Raw genomic sequence first — 17,115 nt, 5'->3', positions numbered from 1 at the left:
CCGAACAAAAGTAGAGAAAATTATGATAAACATCGCAGTGTTTGGGGCGAATGGCCGAATGGGCCGCGCACTTTGTGAAGCAAGCATCAACAATGAGTCAACAGAATTAGTATGTGCCGCTGTGCGCGCTAACAATGAATTACTTGGACAAGCCGTTAAGCATTTCATTAACCAAGGCGACAGCACAGTTACCTTTAGTGATGAAACGAGTGTAAGCGCTGACACTGACGTAATTATTGATTTCACACTACCTGAAGGCATGAAAAAACACTTAGCCTACGCGGTGGCACATAATATTCCAATGGTAATTGGCACGACCGGTTTAACCGCGGATGATATGGCGGAGCTTGAAACTGCTGCAAAATCAATCCCAATTGTTTTTTCTCGCAATTACTCAGTTGGAATCAATTTACTTGAGAACCTGGTTAAAACTGCGGCAAAAACCTTGGCAGACGATATTGATATCGAAATTTTCGAATTGCACCACAAACATAAAATTGATGCGCCGTCTGGCACGGCATTAATGATTGGCGAAGCCATTGCTGAGGCAAAAGGCTGGCAACACGATGAAGTCGCAGTTTTTGACCGCTCAAAAGATGAACAGGCGAAAAGTCAAAAAGAAATTGGCTATTCTGTGATGCGTGGCGGCGATATAGTTGGTGAACATACGGCTTATTTTGCGGCTGACGGCGAAAGACTCGAACTTACTCATAAAGCAAGCTCTCGAATGACCTTTGCTAAAGGCGCTGTAAGGGCTGCGGCTTGGTTACATAATAAACCAGTTGGACTTTATACTATGCAAGATGTGCTTGGTTTTAGGTAGATAACTGAATTTTTTGGCAGGTTAAAGTAAATTTTCTGTTAAACACGTTATTTTTAATTTTTTCTGATTTTTTATTAGACCTTTTTTCAGATTTCATCTAAAATACTTGGAATTTGCCAAAATTTTATAATCTAGCGCTTTCTCTAGGGCGTTAGGTCGATTGAACGGGTTGAATTTTACGCAAATTTTGCCCGTTTTTTACTGTTAGGAGGTCAACTTGTCTAAATCCGCTCTGTTAGTCCTTGAAGACGGCACGGTATTTCGCGGTACTGCCATTGGTGCTGAGGGTATCTCAGTTGGTGAAGTAGTTTTTAATACTTCAATGACTGGATATCAAGAAATTTTAACCGATCCATCTTACGCTGAACAAATTGTTACTTTAACTTACCCACATATCGGTAACACAGGTACCAATAGCGAAGATGAAGAAGCTTCAAAAATTTGGGCTAAAGGCCTAGTTATTCGCGACCTTCCGCTGCTTGCAAGCAACTTCCGTAATGAGCAATCGTTAGATGAGTATCTTAAATCACGCAACATCCTAGGTATTGCTGATATTGATACGCGTAAGCTAACTCGTATTTTACGTGACAAAGGCGCACAAAACGGCTGTATCATCGCAGGTGATGTTGATGAAGCAAAAGCACTTGAAGCGGCAAAAGCATTCCCAGGCCTTAAAGGTATGGACCTTGCTAAAGTAGTGTGTACAAAAGAACAGTACACTTGGAACGAAACAAGTTGGACGTTGGGCGAAGGGTTTAAAACTCTGAGCGATGAAGATGCAAAATTCCACGTTGTGGCATACGACTTCGGTGTAAAACGTAACATTTTACGTATGTTAGTTGACCGCGGTTGTAAGTTAACTGTTGTACCAGCACAAACCCCTGCTGCTGACGTACTTGCACTTAACCCTGATGGCATCTTCTTATCAAATGGCCCTGGTGACCCAGCGCCGTGTATTTATGCAATTGAAGCAATTAAAACTTTCCTTGAAACAGATACACCAATTTTTGGTATTTGTTTAGGTCATCAGTTACTTGCTCTTGCTTCAGGCGCGCAGACAGTAAAAATGAAATTTGGTCACCACGGTGGTAACCACCCGGTTAAAGACCTAGACCGCGATGTGGTAATGATCACTGCGCAAAACCACGGTTTCGCGGCAGACCAAGACACACTTCCTGAAAATTTACGTGCAACGCACGTTTCATTATTCGACGGCACATTACAAGGTATTCACCGCACTGATAAGCCAGCGTTTAGCTTCCAAGGTCACCCTGAAGCAAGCCCAGGTCCTCACGATGCAGCACCGTTATTTGACCATTTCATCGACTTAATGCAAGAACGTAAATAATTAGGACTGAGACTAAAATGCCAAAACGTAATGACATAAAAAGTATTTTAATTTTAGGTGCAGGTCCGATTGTTATCGGTCAGGCATGTGAATTCGATTATTCAGGCGCACAGGCGTGTAAAGCACTAAGAGAAGAAGGTTACCGCGTAATCTTAGTAAACTCTAACCCTGCTACTATCATGACTGACCCAGAAATGGCTGATGCAACTTACATCGAGCCAATTCACTGGGAAGTAGTTGAGCGCATCATCGAAAAAGAAAAGCCAGATGCAGTACTACCGACTATGGGTGGTCAAACTGCACTTAACTGTGCACTTGATTTAGATAAGCACGGCGTACTTGCAAAGCACGGCGTTGAGCTAATCGGTGCAACTGCAGATGCAATCGACAAAGCAGAAAACCGTGAGCGTTTTGATGCAGCGATGAAGGCGATTGGCCTTGAGTGTCCTCGCGCAGAAATCGCACACTCAATGGATGAAGCACGTGACACGCTAACGCGTATTGGCTTCCCATGTATTATTCGTCCTTCTTTCACTATGGGTGGTACCGGTGGTGGTGTTGCTTACAACATGGAAGAGTTCGAAGAGATCTGTACCCGTGGTCTTGACCTTTCACCTACAAGCGAACTTCTTATTGATGAAAGCTTACTAGGTTGGAAAGAATACGAGATGGAAGTTGTTCGTGACAAAAACGACAACTGTATCATCGTATGTTCTATCGAGAACTTCGACCCTATGGGTGTTCACACAGGTGATTCAATCACGGTAGCTCCAGCACAAACACTAACAGACAAAGAATACCAGCTAATGCGTAACGCATCGATGGCGGTTCTTCGTGAAATCGGTGTTGAAACAGGTGGTTCAAACGTACAGTTTGGTGTAAACCCAGCTGATGGCCGTATGGTTATCATCGAAATGAACCCACGTGTATCACGTTCATCTGCACTTGCATCAAAAGCAACAGGTTTCCCAATTGCAAAAATCGCTGCAAAATTAGCAGTAGGTTACACGCTAGACGAGCTTCAAAACGATATCACGGGTGGCGCAACACCTGCATCGTTCGAGCCGTCAATCGACTACGTTGTAACTAAGATCCCGCGTTTCAACTTCGAAAAATTCGCAGGTTCTAACGACCGTCTAACGACTCAGATGAAGTCTGTTGGTGAAGTTATGGCGATTGGCCGTAACCAACAAGAATCATTACACAAAGCACTTCGCGGCTTAGAAGTTGGCGCAACGGGTTTCAACCCAATCGTTGCGCTTGACGACCCGAACGCGAAAGAAAAAATCGTACGTGAATTACGTGAGCCAGGTGCAGAGCGTATTTGGTACGTTGCTGATGCAATGCGTCATGGTATGAGCGTTGAAGACGTATTCGAACTGACTAAGATTGACCGTTGGTACTTAGTACAAATCGAAGACATCATCAAAGACGAAGCAAAAATCGTTGAAGGCGGCATGGCTGGTCTTAACAAAGACTTCCTACGCAGCTTAAAGCGTAAAGGTTTTGCGGATGCGCGTATTGCTGAACTTCTTGGTGTTAGCGAAGCTGAAGTACGTAAAAAGCGTCACACGCTTGAAGTATTACCAGTTTACAAGCGCGTAGATACCTGTGCGGCAGAATTCAGCTCAGACACAGCTTACATGTATTCATCGTACGATGAAGAGTGTGAAGCGAACCCGTCTGATAAAGATAAGATCATGGTTATCGGCGGTGGCCCTAACCGTATCGGTCAAGGTATTGAATTCGATTACTGTTGTGTACACGCAGCCCTTGCAATGCGTGAAGACGGTTATGAAACGATTATGGTTAACTGTAACCCTGAAACGGTTTCTACTGACTACGACACATCAGATCGTTTATTCTTCGAGCCAATCACGCTAGAAGACGTATTAGAAATCGTACGTGTTGAAAAGCCAAAAGGCGTAATCGTGCAGTACGGTGGTCAAACACCACTTAAGCTTGCTCGTGAACTTGAAGCGAACGGTGTGCCAATCATTGGTACTTCGCCAGATGCAATCGACCGTGCAGAAGACCGTGAGCGCTTCCAACAAATGGTTGAGCGTTTAGACCTACTTCAGCCTGAAAACGCAACAGTGACTTCACTTGAAGAAGCGGTAGCTAAATCTGCTGAAATCGGCTTCCCACTAGTTGTGCGTCCTTCATATGTACTGGGTGGTCGTGCGATGGAAATCGTATACGACGAAGATGATTTACGTCGTTACATGACTGAAGCAGTACAAGCTTCAAATGAAGCGCCAGTATTACTTGACCGCTTCTTAGATGACGCAATCGAAATCGACGTAGATGCTATCTGTGACGGTGAGCAAGTGATCATCGGTGGTATCATGGAACACATCGAACAAGCAGGTGTTCACTCAGGTGACTCAGCATGTTCACTACCAGCATACTCACTAAGCCCTGAAATCCAAGACCGCATGCGTGACCAAGTAACTCGCATGGCATTAGAGCTTGGCGTTGTTGGCTTAATGAATACGCAGTTTGCTGTTAAAGATGGCGAAGTATACTTAATTGAAGTAAACCCACGTGCTGCACGTACTGTTCCTTTTGTGTCTAAAGCAACAGGTGTTGCACTTGCTAAAGTAGCGGCACGTTGTATGGCGGGTCAGTCTCTTGCAAGCCAAGGTGTAACGAAAGAAATCATTCCTCCATATTACAGCGTAAAAGAAGTTGTACTTCCGTTCGCTAAATTCCCTGGCGTTGACCCAATGCGTGGTCCTGAAATGCGTTCAACAGGTGAAGTTATGGGTGTAGGTGACACATTCGCTGACGCATTTGCTAAAGCACAGCTTGGTGCAGGTAACGTAATGCCTCGTGGTGGTCGTGCGTTACTATCCGTTCGTAACAGCGATAAAAAGCGTATTGTTGAATTAGCACGTACCATGCGTGATTTAGGCTTTGAGCTTGACGCAACTGGCGGCACAGCAAAAGCACTTGAAGATGCAGGCATTGAAGCGCGTCGTGTAAACAAAGTTTACGAAGGTCGTCCTCATATTCTTGACCGTATCAAGAATGGTGAGTACAGCTACATTGTAAACACCACTGAAGGTCGTCAAGCGATTGAAGACTCTAAAGTACTTCGTCGTGGTGCTCTGCAAGGTAAAGTAAACTACACAACAACGCTTAATGCCGCATTTGCTAACTGTAAAGCACATGCTGCTGATGACCGTTCAACGGTATCGTCGGTACAAGAGCTACACAAGCGTGTAAATTAATTGCCCCGTCTATATTTTTTGATATAGACTAAGACAATTAAAGTAGAAATGATAAAAAGCCCGGTTAATCCGGGCTTTTATTGTGAAAGAGTTCTAGGAAGAATAATGCAACAAACACCAATGACAGTACGTGGTGAACAATTACTGCGTGACGAGTTAAATGAATTAAAAACGGTACGCCGTCCTAAAATTGTCGCTGATATTGCAGAAGCGCGTGAACACGGTGACCTAAAAGAAAATGCTGAATACCACGCAGCGCGTGAAGAGCAAGGTTTTTGTGAAGGCCGTATTCAAGAGATTGAAGCAAAACTATCAACGGTTCAAATTATTGACGTTACTAAAATGCAAAATAACGGCAAAGTGATTTTCGGTGCAACCGTTACTATCGTTAACGTTGATACTGACGAAGAAACGACTTATCGCATCGTTGGTGATGATGAAGCAGACATTAAAAATAATCTGATTTCATTTAACTCACCAATTGCCCGTGGATTAATCGGTAAAGAAATCGATGATGCAGTAACAATCAAAACCCCAAATGGTGCGGTTGAGTACGAAATCACAGAAGTAGAATACATCTAACTTATAAAAGCTCGGTTATTACCGAGCTTTTTTGTTTTAGCGTTATGAAAATACATTTCCTGTTTTGCTTGCTACTTTTAACGCCATTTACGGCTGTTAAAGCCCAGTACACGCCCCAGTTTGATAATGAATGCACCCGCGCGTTTAACGATGCGGATTATATAAACGCGCGCTATAAATGTGCCGAATTAGCAGAAGATGATAACGCAGAAGCAAATTTTATCTTGGCAACCTTGTTCGCTAAAGGACAAGGGGTCGTTAAAAATAAACAAAAAGCATTCGAATATTTAACTCTTGCCGATGAACAGGGTCACGCGGAGGCAACGTTTAATCTCGCCCTTACGTATGAACTTGGAAAAGTTGTTGGCGTTGATGTTGAAAAGCGTAAACGCCTGGCGTTTGATTATTATTTAAAAGCAGCGCGTAATGGCTCGGTAAACGCGCAGCGTAAATTGGCGAGTCGCTATAGCAATGAGACGAGTGTTGTTTATCAACCGGAGAAAGCAGCCCAGTGGTTAACTGCGGCTGTTGAACAGGGTGATAATAAAGCCAAATTAGAATTAGGCGCGCTTTATATGAAAGGCGAGGGCGTTCCTAAAGATCAGGCTCGGGGTTTGGCACTTATCAAAGGATCTGCTGATGCAGGATATGATAAAGCGCAATTTATTTATGCCACACTGATTTTTAAAACTGAGCCACAAGCAAGCATTGGTTATTACCAAAGTGCCGCCAATCAAGGCAATGGTTTTGCAGCGCATAACTTGGCGTCGTTACACTTTAATGGCGAATACCTAGCGCAAGATAAAAACAAAGCCCATGAATACGCGCTAATGGCCCTTAAGCAAGGTGTACCTCAAGCGGAAATGTTCCTTATTAACGAGCACAGCAATCAATCTGCCGCAGCACATCAAGCCAGCACTCGTTCGCACGATGCATTAACCTTTGAGCCACCACAACCAAGTCAAAATTTAAGTGGGTTTGTTTTACAGTTTGGAAAATATGCAGAACGTGAAAATGCATTAAGAGTGGCGCAACAGCTTGATTGTAAGGTTGTTGAAATGGCAGGTTTTTATTACGCTATTAACTTTGATTTTGCGACATATGCTGCGGCTAAAAAACGCGCTCAGCAGTTAGTGCAAACGTATAATATTGCGATGCCTTATATACGTGTTGCAAGTGACTTTAATTTTGCAGCAAAATTCTAGGGTCTGTTGATCTTTCAAGTTCGTTTTTGCAGCAGTTTGATTGGGTTTTATACAAGGCAGAGGCTGCGTGGCATAGTTATTCTATGTGAGCCAGCCGATAACACAGTAGAAAAGCCAATCAAGCGCTGCCGAACGGTTCTTTTGAGCGCACTTTTCTCATTGTTGCTCGATATTCGCTTAGATTACTAGGCCACACATCGAGCGCCGCGATAAAAGCACGCTCAAACAGAACAAAAATAGAACAGCAAAGATCAACAGACCCTAGTTAAACAACGCGCACATATACCGTTTACTGTATCAACGCTCGAAGGAATTAATATGAGCCAACGAGATAACTTTCTTTATCTAACCATTGCGTTAACTTTGCTACTGTTTGGTACAGCCCTGTGTCACCAATTTTTCAGCAGTAAAATGCAACATATGATGCAATCGTGCACTATGTTTACCTTGGTGATTTCGGTGTGGGGCGTAGATTCAAGCAATCAGTTGTTTAAATATAAGATGTTGTTTCCGTTTGTGATTATCGCATTTTCTTGGCTGACTTTGTTTATTGATAGTGTGATGGGCGATAATGTCACATTGGGCTTAATGCTTGTTTTCTTTACATTTACCGCAATTAAAACGGCAAAGCAGGTACTGTTTTCAGGTGTTGTAGACGGCAACAAAATCCTTGGCGCAATTTGCCTCTATTTTATGATGGGTATTATTTGGGCGATTATTTATAGCCTTATCCATATTAACTTTATGCCAGCGTTTAATAACGTACCTTCGACCATCAAGTGGTTCGCGTTATTTCCAGAGTTTATTTATTTCTCTTTTGTTACGTTAACCACGCTGGGTTTTGGTGATATTGCCCCTAATATTCCAATTTCTAGGGTGTTTGTGTATTTTGAAGCAGTGGTAGGGCAGCTATACCTCACAATATTAGTTGCCAGTTTAGTTGGCTCAAGACTAAATATATTGCACCAAAATCACCTTTCGATGACAAAAAAACACGATAATGACGCTTAGTGTGCGTCGCTTACGCCCTGACATTGTATTACTTTGAGTGAACCTGCTTTTTCAGCGGCTAGTTCGGGGTGTAACTCTATTAGCTTTTGGTAAATCTCCGGTAAGGTCAGCTTAATGCGGTACATTTCGTCTAGGTGGCGCGCTTTTAGTTTTGCACCGTTGTTAATAAGCGCATCGACAACACTAATCCATTGATCTGATGCACGGTTTTCTTTTAAAAAATGTAACATTTTCAGTAGCGGATCCGGATGGCGCTCGCTGTGTTGCTGCACATAACCACGATTTACTAATTCGACGGTTAGGCTTGGATTGATAAACATCAAGTTATACACCACACTTTCGCCACGTTGATTTGGCTTATCGATATTGCCCATGCGATCAAGCATACGCAGTGCATCTTCGCTGTTAAGGCGCTGAATTACTGCAACGGCATTGGCATCTTTCGGGTAAAGCCCTTGCGTGACTAGCGCATCAATGATTGCGACACGTTGACTATGCATCGGCCTTGAATAAATTAATAAATACGCAAGTTCACGTTCGAACTCAGGCTTTTTAGCAAGGTATTCATGGATCAAAGTAAGATCTGCTCGTTTTACCTGCTCTGCATTATTTAGATTACTAAGGTCGATACCCGCCGCTAAAAACTGAGCTGATAATTCAGAAAATAACGCCAACATGCCAATCTCTTTAGCTTGTTCTGACAGCAAACGGTCGCAGCTCGGGTGGTCGTAATCAAGGGTCGATGCATCCACATACGTAACATTTATTTGGCTGTCGATTTCGGCCACATCGTAAAGCTGACAAACATTTTGTTCACTAAGACTCAGTTTTTCTTTTTCGATAATATTTGCGATACGGGTTTTTAATTCATCACTTTCAACAACTGGTTTTGCGCTAACTGTCGCACCTTTGATTATCTCGGCGAATTGCTTGTTGATACCGCCAATGCGCGCTAGCACAATAGACTTTGTTTCTTCGCTGTCTAATTGTTCAATCAGTAATAAACGAGATAGCACTTTATTGGCAACATCGGGCGCTAATCCGCTTAGCAAATAAGATAGTTGGTGTGACGTAATCAATTTATTTGGAACAGGGTTAAGTGAGTAGTAACTATCGTAAAGTAGCAGCAATTGATCAAAATCGGGCTTTGAGTTATCAATATTGATTGCTTGTAAAAATGCTTGTTGCAGTATATCGGCTGCGATATCAGGGTAACGCTCTGCTTGTTCGCGATAGCTTTCTATAAAGTTGTTTTTAATCGCGTGCTGACGCCATTTTAAAAAGTGTAAACGGTGTTTATTTTTCGCGTAATCATTAAAAGTTAATTCATTGAGGTATTGTTGGCTTTTACTCAGATTACTTTCGTTAAACGATGACACCAGTTTTAAATCGCGCTTAAAACGCTGTGCGGCGTCTTTTGATACTGTCGTTTCAAGTGCATTAATTATGGTTTGTGGGTTTTGCCCTTGTAGTTTCCAAGCGACAGCAAGCGTACTTAAATAACCTTTTTTGTCACGCTCAAATTTGGCGATGTAACGTGTTTGGTCTTTGCAATAACTATTTTTAGTTGAATCTTCCGCTATTGCGGTTTTTGTTTGTGTCTGTGCTTTTTCAGGGGCGCTTTTTACCTGTTCCAGTATTATTTCATCGGTAATCTGTGTGTTAGGTAAAGCGTGATCAATTTCTGGTGTAGGCAGTGAATAAAAGTTAGCAAACCATATAAGTGCGCCAAGTAGCACAACTATTAAGGTTATTACGCTGTACTTTTTTACCACATTCTCTTCCATAAATCGTTTATTTGAAGTCTGACTGGCGCTGTGCTTCTAAGTACAACTGTTAGTAGCACTTAGATGACTGCAGCTTTACCGACAGTATAAGGAATATTTTTATTATTTAAACTGTTATACCAATTCACTTAAGTAGCTAATCATCCTAGCGGGCTAAATATCATGCTAACTACGTTAGAATTTATCAATGTAGAACAACTACATAAGAAAAATTCCGCCTTGTTACCATTTCATTTATCCAGCGCTATCCCTGATCACATACTTAACAGAATTGGTATTATGAGCTGTTGAATGATCAAAATACGTTTAACAAAATTAGTATTTAGTAAATAAAAAGCCCACAACAGGTATGGGCTTTGGTTGGTTAGACAAGTAATCAGATTTTTACAGTAGCGTCGTCATCAATGTCTGATTGAGAAATTTCCTTTTTCTCTTTGTCTCGTCTAAAAAGACCTTTTATATCTTCAAGTGCAACGTATTGGCATGGGATCAGTACTAGGGTGATGACCGTAGCAAATAGCACACCAAATGCGAGCGATACCGCCATTGGCACTACAAGTTGTGCTTGTAAACTGGTTTCACTCAAAATTGGAATAAGACCAATAAATGTTGTTGCTGAAGTAAGTAAGATAGCGCGGAATCGTTTACAACCAGCGTCAACTACCGCATCTTTAATGGCAACACCTTGCTTACGAGCATTGTTAACAAAGTCCACCATAACCAGCGAGTCATTTACTACCACACCTGCTGCGGCAATAATACCGAACATCGACAGGGCACTCATGGTCATGCCAAGAACCATATGGCCGAACATTGCGCCAATGATGCCAAATGGAATAACTGACATAATTAACAGCGGCTGCGAGTAAGAGCGCAGTGGAATTGCCAGTAAGCTGTAAATCACCATTAATGAAATAATGAAGTTCTTAATTTGCTCCATCATTGAGTCCATTTCTTCTTGCACGCGACCCGTTAAATTGGTGCTAATACCTGGGAACTTCTCAAGTAATGTTGGGATGTACTCTTCACGAATATCTTCTGCGACTTTAAATGGTTCAACCTGCTCTGCATCAATGCTGGCCCATACATTAATTGTACGGCGCGCATTTTCACGGCGAATGCGGCTTACACCTTCAACCAATTTTACTTCAGCTACTTCTGATAGCAGTACCTCAGCACCTTGTGGCGTGATAATGCGTACATCGTGAATACGGCTGATTGCGTTACGTTCTTGCTCTGGGTAGCGGATCATTACGCGTACCTCTTCGCCGTCACGTAAAATACGTTGTGCTTCTAAGCCGTAAAAACTAAAGCTTACTTGAGACGCAACATCCGCTAAGGTTAAGCCTAAGCTGTAGGCAACTGGTTTCAGTTCAAACTGCACTTCATCGGTCGCTGTTTGCATTGAATCATTTACATCGCCCACGCCTTTAATGGTATTTAGATGTGTTTTTAACTCTGCAGCAGCTAAGCGCAGCTCTTCCATATCTTTGCCTTCAAGGCGGAAACTAATATCGCCGTCGTCACGTTGGTTACCACCAATGCTGTCGCGAATATTTAAGTTTTTAACCGCGGCAAAATCGGGCATTTTACTACGCCAGCGATCGGCAAGTTCAAAGGTATCCATCGGACGTAGTTCAGGATCAACTAGTTTTGCCATAATCTCAGCATTGGTACGGCCTTCTAAGCGTACTGAGATTGCTTCAATCATTTTTTGACCGTGCTCTTGTTCAATCAGCTTGTCTTCGTTCAGAATCAATTGCTCAATTTTCAACGCCGTATCAAGCGTTGTGCGCTCGGCAGTTGCTTGTTCCATCTCAATGTTGATATTAGCGAAATCGTGCGGCACTTTAGGGTTGGCAACAAATTTAACAAAGCCACCTGCAAATAGGCCTCCACTAATAATCATTAAACCAACGAAAGCGAAAATAACCGGGTAGCGGAACTCAATAAATTTAACAATCATTGGGCGGTAGCTATTATCAATAAAGCGTTTTAAACCACTATCTAACCCTTCACGCATACGGTGTAGTGGGTTTTTAGGGTTATGTGGCTTTAATTTCATTTTTGCTAAGTGGGCAGGCAAAATCAGCTTTGATTCAATCAGTGAAAAGATTAAGCATAAAATGATTACGCCACCAATGGACTTTGATACCGCAGCTTCTGGGCCGCTATCTAGCATCATTGGTAAGAATGCCGCAATGGTGGTGAGGACACCAAAGGTTGCAGGCACTGCCACACGTTTTACGCCACGAATAACGTTATCGGTTGAGTGGCCGTGTTTTTCAATTTCACTGTGTGCTGATTCCCCGATGACAATGGCGTCATCCACCACGATGCCGAGTACCAGAATAAAGGCAAATAGCGACATAATATTAATGGTGATATCAAGGCCGCCAAGTGGCATAACTAACAATGCACCTAAGAACGACACAGGTAATCCCATCATTACCCAAAACGCCAGTTTAATGCGAAGGAATAATGCTAAGCTCAGAATAACCAACAAGCCACCCCATGCCATATTTTCAATCATCATGTTTAAACGACCTTCAAGGTAATAGGTCATATCAACAAATGATTCTAACGTTACGCCTTCAGGCAGCTCTTTTGCTTTCTTTTCTAAGTAAGTGTTAATTGTTGCAGCAACTTTAGTGATGTCTTGATCTTCTGACGCACCAATAAAGAAGGTACGTGAGTTGTCGCCATTAAATTTAGAAAATTGAATGCCTTCTTGAAAGCCATCGTTAACTGTTGCAACGTCACCAAGTAAAATCTGGCTGCCATCGGCTAAGCTAACCAGCGGGAGTTTTTCAAACTCTTTGCCGCGATAGGCTTGGTTTTCAACACGCATTGAAATGTAGCCGTTTTCAGCACGAATTTGACCTGCCGACATATTAGCTGACGATGCACGCACAGCATTGGCAACATCTCTAAACGTTAGGCCGTATTCACGTAGTTTATCAGGGCTAATTTCTATGCCAATTTCATAGTTTAAGCCACTGTAGTACTCGGCGATATTAATGCCAGGTAATGCTAATAGTTCATCATGAATTTTGTAGCCTAAATCTTTTAGTTCGCGTTGCGAAAGCGGGCCATGTAGTGATAAAAACATCACTTCTTGACGGTACTTTTCTTTTGCAACGATAGGGCGTTCCATACCATCTGGGAAGGTTGAGATGGAGTCGATTTGCATCTTAACTTCATCGAGTACTTCTTTGGCATCGTAACTTTCGTCAATTCGGATCCACGATTGCGAGAAGCCGCGATTAGAGTAGGTGATAAGGCGCTCTATGCCTTGCATACCCTCTAATGCTTCTTCAATTTTCATGGTTATGCCTTCTTCTACCTCTTGGGCGGCAGCGCCAGGGTAGGCAACTTGAACTGACATCCAGTTAATTTCAAATTGCGGGAACATTTGTTTGCGAATGGTCATAGCGGTAAATAAACCACCGACCAAAATAATGATCATTAGCAGGTTTGCAGCAACAGGGTTGCGAGTAAACCATGCAATGATACCTTTATTTGTATCAATCATGGTTTAGTCCTCGTTTTTCATCGCTAATTCTGCAACAGGCTTTACAGGCTTGATATCGCTTGCAAGTGCTGCGTTGGCAAGTTTCATCCCTACTTTAGGGCGCTTAATATTAGACGCGATAATTTGCTCATTATCGCCTAAGTCGCCTTTAACAATTAAATCACGGCCTTCTTCACGTAGTACTTCAACACTGCGATATGCCAGCACGCCGTCTTCTAACACGGCAACTTTACCATCTTTAACGAGGTGTGACTTAACACGGCTTACGCCTTCCATAGATAAGCCTGAAATTGCCGCATTTACATAAGAACCATAACGCAGAGGTGTATTGTTAGAATCTAAACCATATGGGTCTTTAATTTCTGCGACTAAATAAGACATGCGGCTTTTATTATCCACTTGGCCTTCGCTACGTACAATTTTTGCTTGCCAATGGTGCAGTTTGCCTTGGTAATTTGTAACAAGATCAACTTCAGCGTTTAAACCGCCTTGCATTAAGAATTGTAGTTCTTTATCCGCTACGGGCAGGCGCACTTCGGCAAAATCGGTGCTACTTAATTCGCCGATTGGACTTCCTGAATTTACTACTGAGCCGAGGGCCACTGAGCGCGCGGTAATTATCGCATCGTAAGGCGCTTTGATGTAAGTACGCTCAAGGTTGCGTTTTGCACGTTTAACACCGGCTTCTGCCGCGCGGTAGCGCGCTACTTTTTCAGCGAGTTGTGGTTTACGTAAATAAAGTTCGGTTGGCACAAATTCGTTTTTGGCACTTTCTTTGATACGTTCCCATTCGGATTCGGCAACGCGTTTTTGTGCGCGTTCTAATTCAAGCGCTGCGCGCGCTTGTGCGAGACTTGCTTCTGCTTCTGTCAGCGCTGCTTCGTAATCGTTTGGATCGATACGGGCAATTACTTCGCCTTGCTTAACAAAACCACCTTTGACAAAGGCATCTGAAATTTCAGTTACTTGGCCAGTTACTTGTGCAGTAAGTGAGGTTTGATACTTAGGGTTAACTAATCCGTAAGAATTAACGTTTAGTGTGATGGTTTCAACACTGTTATCTTCAACGACAACAACTGGAATTGAATCTTTTTCTTCTTTTTTTTCCGGTGGCTTTTTCATTGCACCTAAACCTGCTGCAACGCCAACTGACCCTAGCAAAACAGCTAGGGTGATCCCGGTGAGTTTTAATTTACTCGCCATTGTAAATCCCTACATTTTTCTATTGATGACGAGGTTACTATAGAGAAGAGAATGTTTACGAAGATGAGCTAGATGTAACAAACTATGTGTGATTTTTGATAATGATTTTTAATACGCTTATAAGTGTATGAAATACCAAGTTTCTAAATGTTATCTAAAGGTAACCTAAAAACATATTTTGTTACACTTAAACAAGCAAATGTCCCTTGAAGTGATACTATCGCAAGGCTTGCGGGAATGTTTTATAATGTGAGCTGAGAAACAAAAGGGGTTTTAAACGTGGAGTGTCGATTAGGGTGTGGTGCGTGCTGCATTGCGCCAAGTATTTCATCATCAATACCGGGGATGCCAATGGGTAAACCTGCGGGTGTGCGTTGTGTGCAACTGGACGAAAATAACTTATGTCGATTATTTGGAGATAAAACCCGCCCTAAAGTTTGTTTAGACTTTAAGCCGACACATGATGTGTGTGGTGATACCAATGACGATGCAATGAAAATTATCAGTTATCTTGAAGGGGCAACTTAATCTCGCTTTCACCAATTGGACATGCCCTTAATAACAAAAAAGCCATCATTGATGGCTTTTTTGTGTCCGCTTACCCTACATTAATTCAGGTGGGAAGTTTGATAGAATTTCGGCGATCAGCTCGTTAGCTGCTTTTGTACGTTGTTCTGGCGATTGATTTTTAGTTAACTTACCGCCTTTTGCACCGCGCCAAACAAGGGCTTTTTCGTTGCGATCAATAACATCTAATACCAGCGTTCCTACTTCATATTCGCGAGTTGATGTATGGGTTTCCATTCCTACACCCCAGTAACCCCAGCGTGCGCTGTACGGGTAACCCATACCGGTATTGTATGAAATGGTGTCGGTACTAATTTTCTTTTCAACTGATGCGTGATAGTTAATCAGTACGTCAGCTGAGTCGGTTGATGTTTGGGTGAAGCCTTTCGCTTTTAATTCTCGTGCAACTGCTGCACGCACACGTTGTTCCATTAGCGGGCTAATTTGGTAATTAGTGGTGTTTTTAGCAAGATCGGCGTTATCAACAAAGGCAAATGTTTTATAGTTTGCAAAATTTGCTGTGCGGTCATAGTCCCAATCAGGGGTTTTTGCACAGGCAGCTAACAGTAACACGCCACATGCGATTAGTAGGTTTTTCATAATCAAGCTCCTTGGCCAGCTAACGAAGTTGTGTTTTGTTTAAGAAAGATAACATAGATTTTAGGAACTGTAATCTCTATGCTAATGGTAAGACTACAGTTTTTATCTTAATAGACAATGAATAGGGATAAAATGAATAACAATTGGACAAAACAGGCATTTGCTAAAATTGCCGCCGATTATACCCGCTCTGCGGATACCCATTTAATTCCATTTAATTTAACAGCATTTCCTCATATTGAGTTTTATTTAAAAGATGAAAGCACGCACCCAACAGGCTCACTAAAGCATCGTTTAGCACGCTCATTGTTTTTATATGCGCTTAGCAATGGTTGGATCAATGAAAATACACCGATTATTGAATCTTCAAGTGGTTCAACGGCGGTGTCTGAGGCATATTTCGCAAAATTACTCGGTTTACCCTTTATTGCAGTTATGGCAAAAACTACTGCGAAAGAGAAAATAAAGCAAATTGAGTTTTATGGTGGAAAATGCCATTTAGTTGAAAATACCACACAGATTTATGCCGAATCACAACGTTTAGCTGATGAGCTTGGTGGCCATTATATGGATCAATTTACTTATGCGGAGCGGGCAACCGATTGGCGTGGTAACAACAATATTGCTGAGAGTATTTTTTCGCAAATGGCTAAAGAGCCAAACCCTATTCCACGCTGGATAGTGATGAGTCCAGGTACCGGCGGTACATCGGCAACAATTGGTCGTTACGTGCGCTATCAAGGTGTTGATACACAATTGTTGGTAGTAGACCCAGATAACTCGGTATTTTATGACTTTTATAAACATGGTGATAACACGCTGACAAATCAAACGGGTAGTCGTATTGAAGGCATTGGTCGCCCGCGAGTAGAGCCCTCATTTGTTCCCGGTGTGATTGACGATATGTTAAAAGTGCCTGATGGACAAAGTATTGCGGCGATGATGTGGCTAACCAAGTTACTCGGTCGAAAAGTTGGCCCTTCAACAGGCACTAATCTTGTTGGCATGTTACACCTAGCAAAACAAATGCATCAAGCAGGGCAGTCGGGCTCTATCGTAAGTTTGATTTGTGATAGTGGCGAGCGTTATTTAAACACCTATTACGATAACGATTGGCAACAAGCGCACATTCCGATAGATGCTAACTATCAAAATTGGCTCAGTACCTTGGTTTAGTGCATTTTTTTGCAATTATGTTTTTAACTGTTCAAAATAAGC

Annotated in this window: 12 protein-coding genes; 8 read left to right on the top strand and 4 right to left on the bottom strand. The window is 42.4% G+C overall.

Going from position 1 to position 17,115, the window contains the following annotated elements; translation table 11 throughout:
• The first annotated feature begins 22 nt into the window (after positions 1–22).
• The 6 genes from dapB (at position 23) to PSPO_RS19500 (ending at position 8,205) form a co-directional block, all read left to right on the top strand.
• Positions 23–823, top strand: a complete 801-nt coding sequence (gene dapB, locus PSPO_RS19525; RefSeq protein ID WP_010558846.1) for a 4-hydroxy-tetrahydrodipicolinate reductase — start codon at positions 23–25, stop codon at positions 821–823.
• Between the two features lie 217 nt (positions 824–1,040).
• Entirely contained in the window at positions 1,041–2,171 is a 1,131-nt protein-coding gene (gene carA, locus PSPO_RS19520) for a glutamine-hydrolyzing carbamoyl-phosphate synthase small subunit (protein WP_010558847.1), read from the top strand.
• Positions 2,172–2,188: 17 nt separating this feature from the next.
• Positions 2,189–5,407 (top strand): carbamoyl-phosphate synthase large subunit, encoded by a 3,219-nt coding sequence (carB, locus tag PSPO_RS19515; RefSeq protein WP_010558848.1) that lies wholly within the window; start codon positions 2,189–2,191, stop codon positions 5,405–5,407.
• Positions 5,408–5,512: 105 nt separating this feature from the next.
• Entirely contained in the window at positions 5,513–5,989 is a 477-nt protein-coding gene (gene greA / locus PSPO_RS19510; protein WP_010558849.1) for a transcription elongation factor GreA, read from the top strand.
• A gap of 44 nt (positions 5,990–6,033) precedes the next feature.
• The gene (locus PSPO_RS19505; protein WP_021032979.1) at positions 6,034–7,194 is read left to right on the top strand and encodes a tetratricopeptide repeat protein; all 1,161 of its coding nucleotides are present in this window, start codon (positions 6,034–6,036) and stop codon (positions 7,192–7,194) included.
• Positions 7,195–7,512: 318 nt separating this feature from the next.
• On the top strand, positions 7,513–8,205 hold the full coding sequence (locus PSPO_RS19500; RefSeq protein ID WP_010558851.1) for a potassium channel family protein: 693 nt from the start codon (positions 7,513–7,515) through the stop codon (positions 8,203–8,205).
• On the opposite strand, the gene PSPO_RS19495 is transcribed toward PSPO_RS19500, so the two are convergent.
• The 3 genes from PSPO_RS19495 to PSPO_RS19485 all read right to left on the bottom strand — a co-directional run bounded on the left by PSPO_RS19495 (position 8,202) and on the right by PSPO_RS19485 (position 14,730).
• Positions 8,202–9,992, bottom strand: a complete 1,791-nt coding sequence (locus PSPO_RS19495; RefSeq protein ID WP_010558852.1) for a hypothetical protein — start codon at positions 9,990–9,992, stop codon at positions 8,202–8,204. The two genes, PSPO_RS19500 and PSPO_RS19495, sit on opposite strands and share 4 nt — an antisense overlap.
• A gap of 376 nt (positions 9,993–10,368) precedes the next feature.
• Positions 10,369–13,527, bottom strand: coding sequence for an efflux RND transporter permease subunit (locus tag PSPO_RS19490; protein WP_010558853.1), 3,159 nt, complete (start codon positions 13,525–13,527; stop codon positions 10,369–10,371).
• 3 nt (positions 13,528–13,530) lie between these two features.
• Positions 13,531–14,730 (bottom strand): efflux RND transporter periplasmic adaptor subunit, encoded by a 1,200-nt coding sequence (locus tag PSPO_RS19485; protein ID WP_010558854.1) that lies wholly within the window; start codon positions 14,728–14,730, stop codon positions 13,531–13,533.
• 279 nt (positions 14,731–15,009) lie between these two features.
• Between PSPO_RS19485 and PSPO_RS19480 the strand changes: the two genes are divergently transcribed.
• Positions 15,010–15,258, top strand: coding sequence for a YkgJ family cysteine cluster protein (locus tag PSPO_RS19480; RefSeq protein ID WP_040642593.1), 249 nt, complete (start codon positions 15,010–15,012; stop codon positions 15,256–15,258).
• Positions 15,259–15,333: 75 nt separating this feature from the next.
• On the opposite strand, the gene PSPO_RS19475 is transcribed toward PSPO_RS19480, so the two are convergent.
• Positions 15,334–15,897, bottom strand: a complete 564-nt coding sequence (locus PSPO_RS19475) for a DUF4136 domain-containing protein (protein ID WP_010558856.1) — start codon at positions 15,895–15,897, stop codon at positions 15,334–15,336.
• A 132-nt stretch (positions 15,898–16,029) separates the two neighbouring features.
• Here PSPO_RS19475 and PSPO_RS19470 point away from each other — a divergent pair, with 132 nt between their 5' ends.
• Positions 16,030–17,073, top strand: coding sequence for a PLP-dependent cysteine synthase family protein (locus PSPO_RS19470; RefSeq protein WP_010558857.1), 1,044 nt, complete (start codon positions 16,030–16,032; stop codon positions 17,071–17,073).
• Positions 17,074–17,115: the final 42 nt, after the last annotated feature.

Origin of the sequence: Pseudoalteromonas spongiae UST010723-006 (assembly GCF_000238255.3) — a bacterium.
GTDB lineage: Bacteria > Pseudomonadota > Gammaproteobacteria > Enterobacterales > Alteromonadaceae > Pseudoalteromonas > Pseudoalteromonas spongiae.
Note: the sequence above shows the minus strand (reverse complement) of the source record. Positions and strands in the feature narration are given on the sequence as shown.

Bases quoted from the DNA above. Each gene is read 5' to 3' on its own strand.
- carB (WP_010558848.1), top strand. From the start codon at position 2,189: ATGCCAAAACGTAATGACATAAAAAGTATTTTAATTTTAGGTGCAGGT.
- PSPO_RS19485 (WP_010558854.1), bottom strand. From the start codon at position 14,730: ATGGCGAGTAAATTAAAACTCACCGGGATCACCCTAGCTGTTTTGCTA.
- PSPO_RS19475 (WP_010558856.1), bottom strand. From the start codon at position 15,897: ATGAAAAACCTACTAATCGCATGTGGCGTGTTACTGTTAGCTGCCTGT.
- PSPO_RS19470 (WP_010558857.1), top strand. From the start codon at position 16,030: ATGAATAACAATTGGACAAAACAGGCATTTGCTAAAATTGCCGCCGAT.
- greA (WP_010558849.1), top strand. From the start codon at position 5,513: ATGCAACAAACACCAATGACAGTACGTGGTGAACAATTACTGCGTGAC.
- PSPO_RS19495 (WP_010558852.1), bottom strand. From the start codon at position 9,992: ATGGAAGAGAATGTGGTAAAAAAGTACAGCGTAATAACCTTAATAGTT.
- PSPO_RS19505 (WP_021032979.1), top strand. From the start codon at position 6,034: ATGAAAATACATTTCCTGTTTTGCTTGCTACTTTTAACGCCATTTACG.
- dapB (WP_010558846.1), top strand. From the start codon at position 23: ATGATAAACATCGCAGTGTTTGGGGCGAATGGCCGAATGGGCCGCGCA.
- PSPO_RS19490 (WP_010558853.1), bottom strand. From the start codon at position 13,527: ATGATTGATACAAATAAAGGTATCATTGCATGGTTTACTCGCAACCCT.
- PSPO_RS19500 (WP_010558851.1), top strand. From the start codon at position 7,513: ATGAGCCAACGAGATAACTTTCTTTATCTAACCATTGCGTTAACTTTG.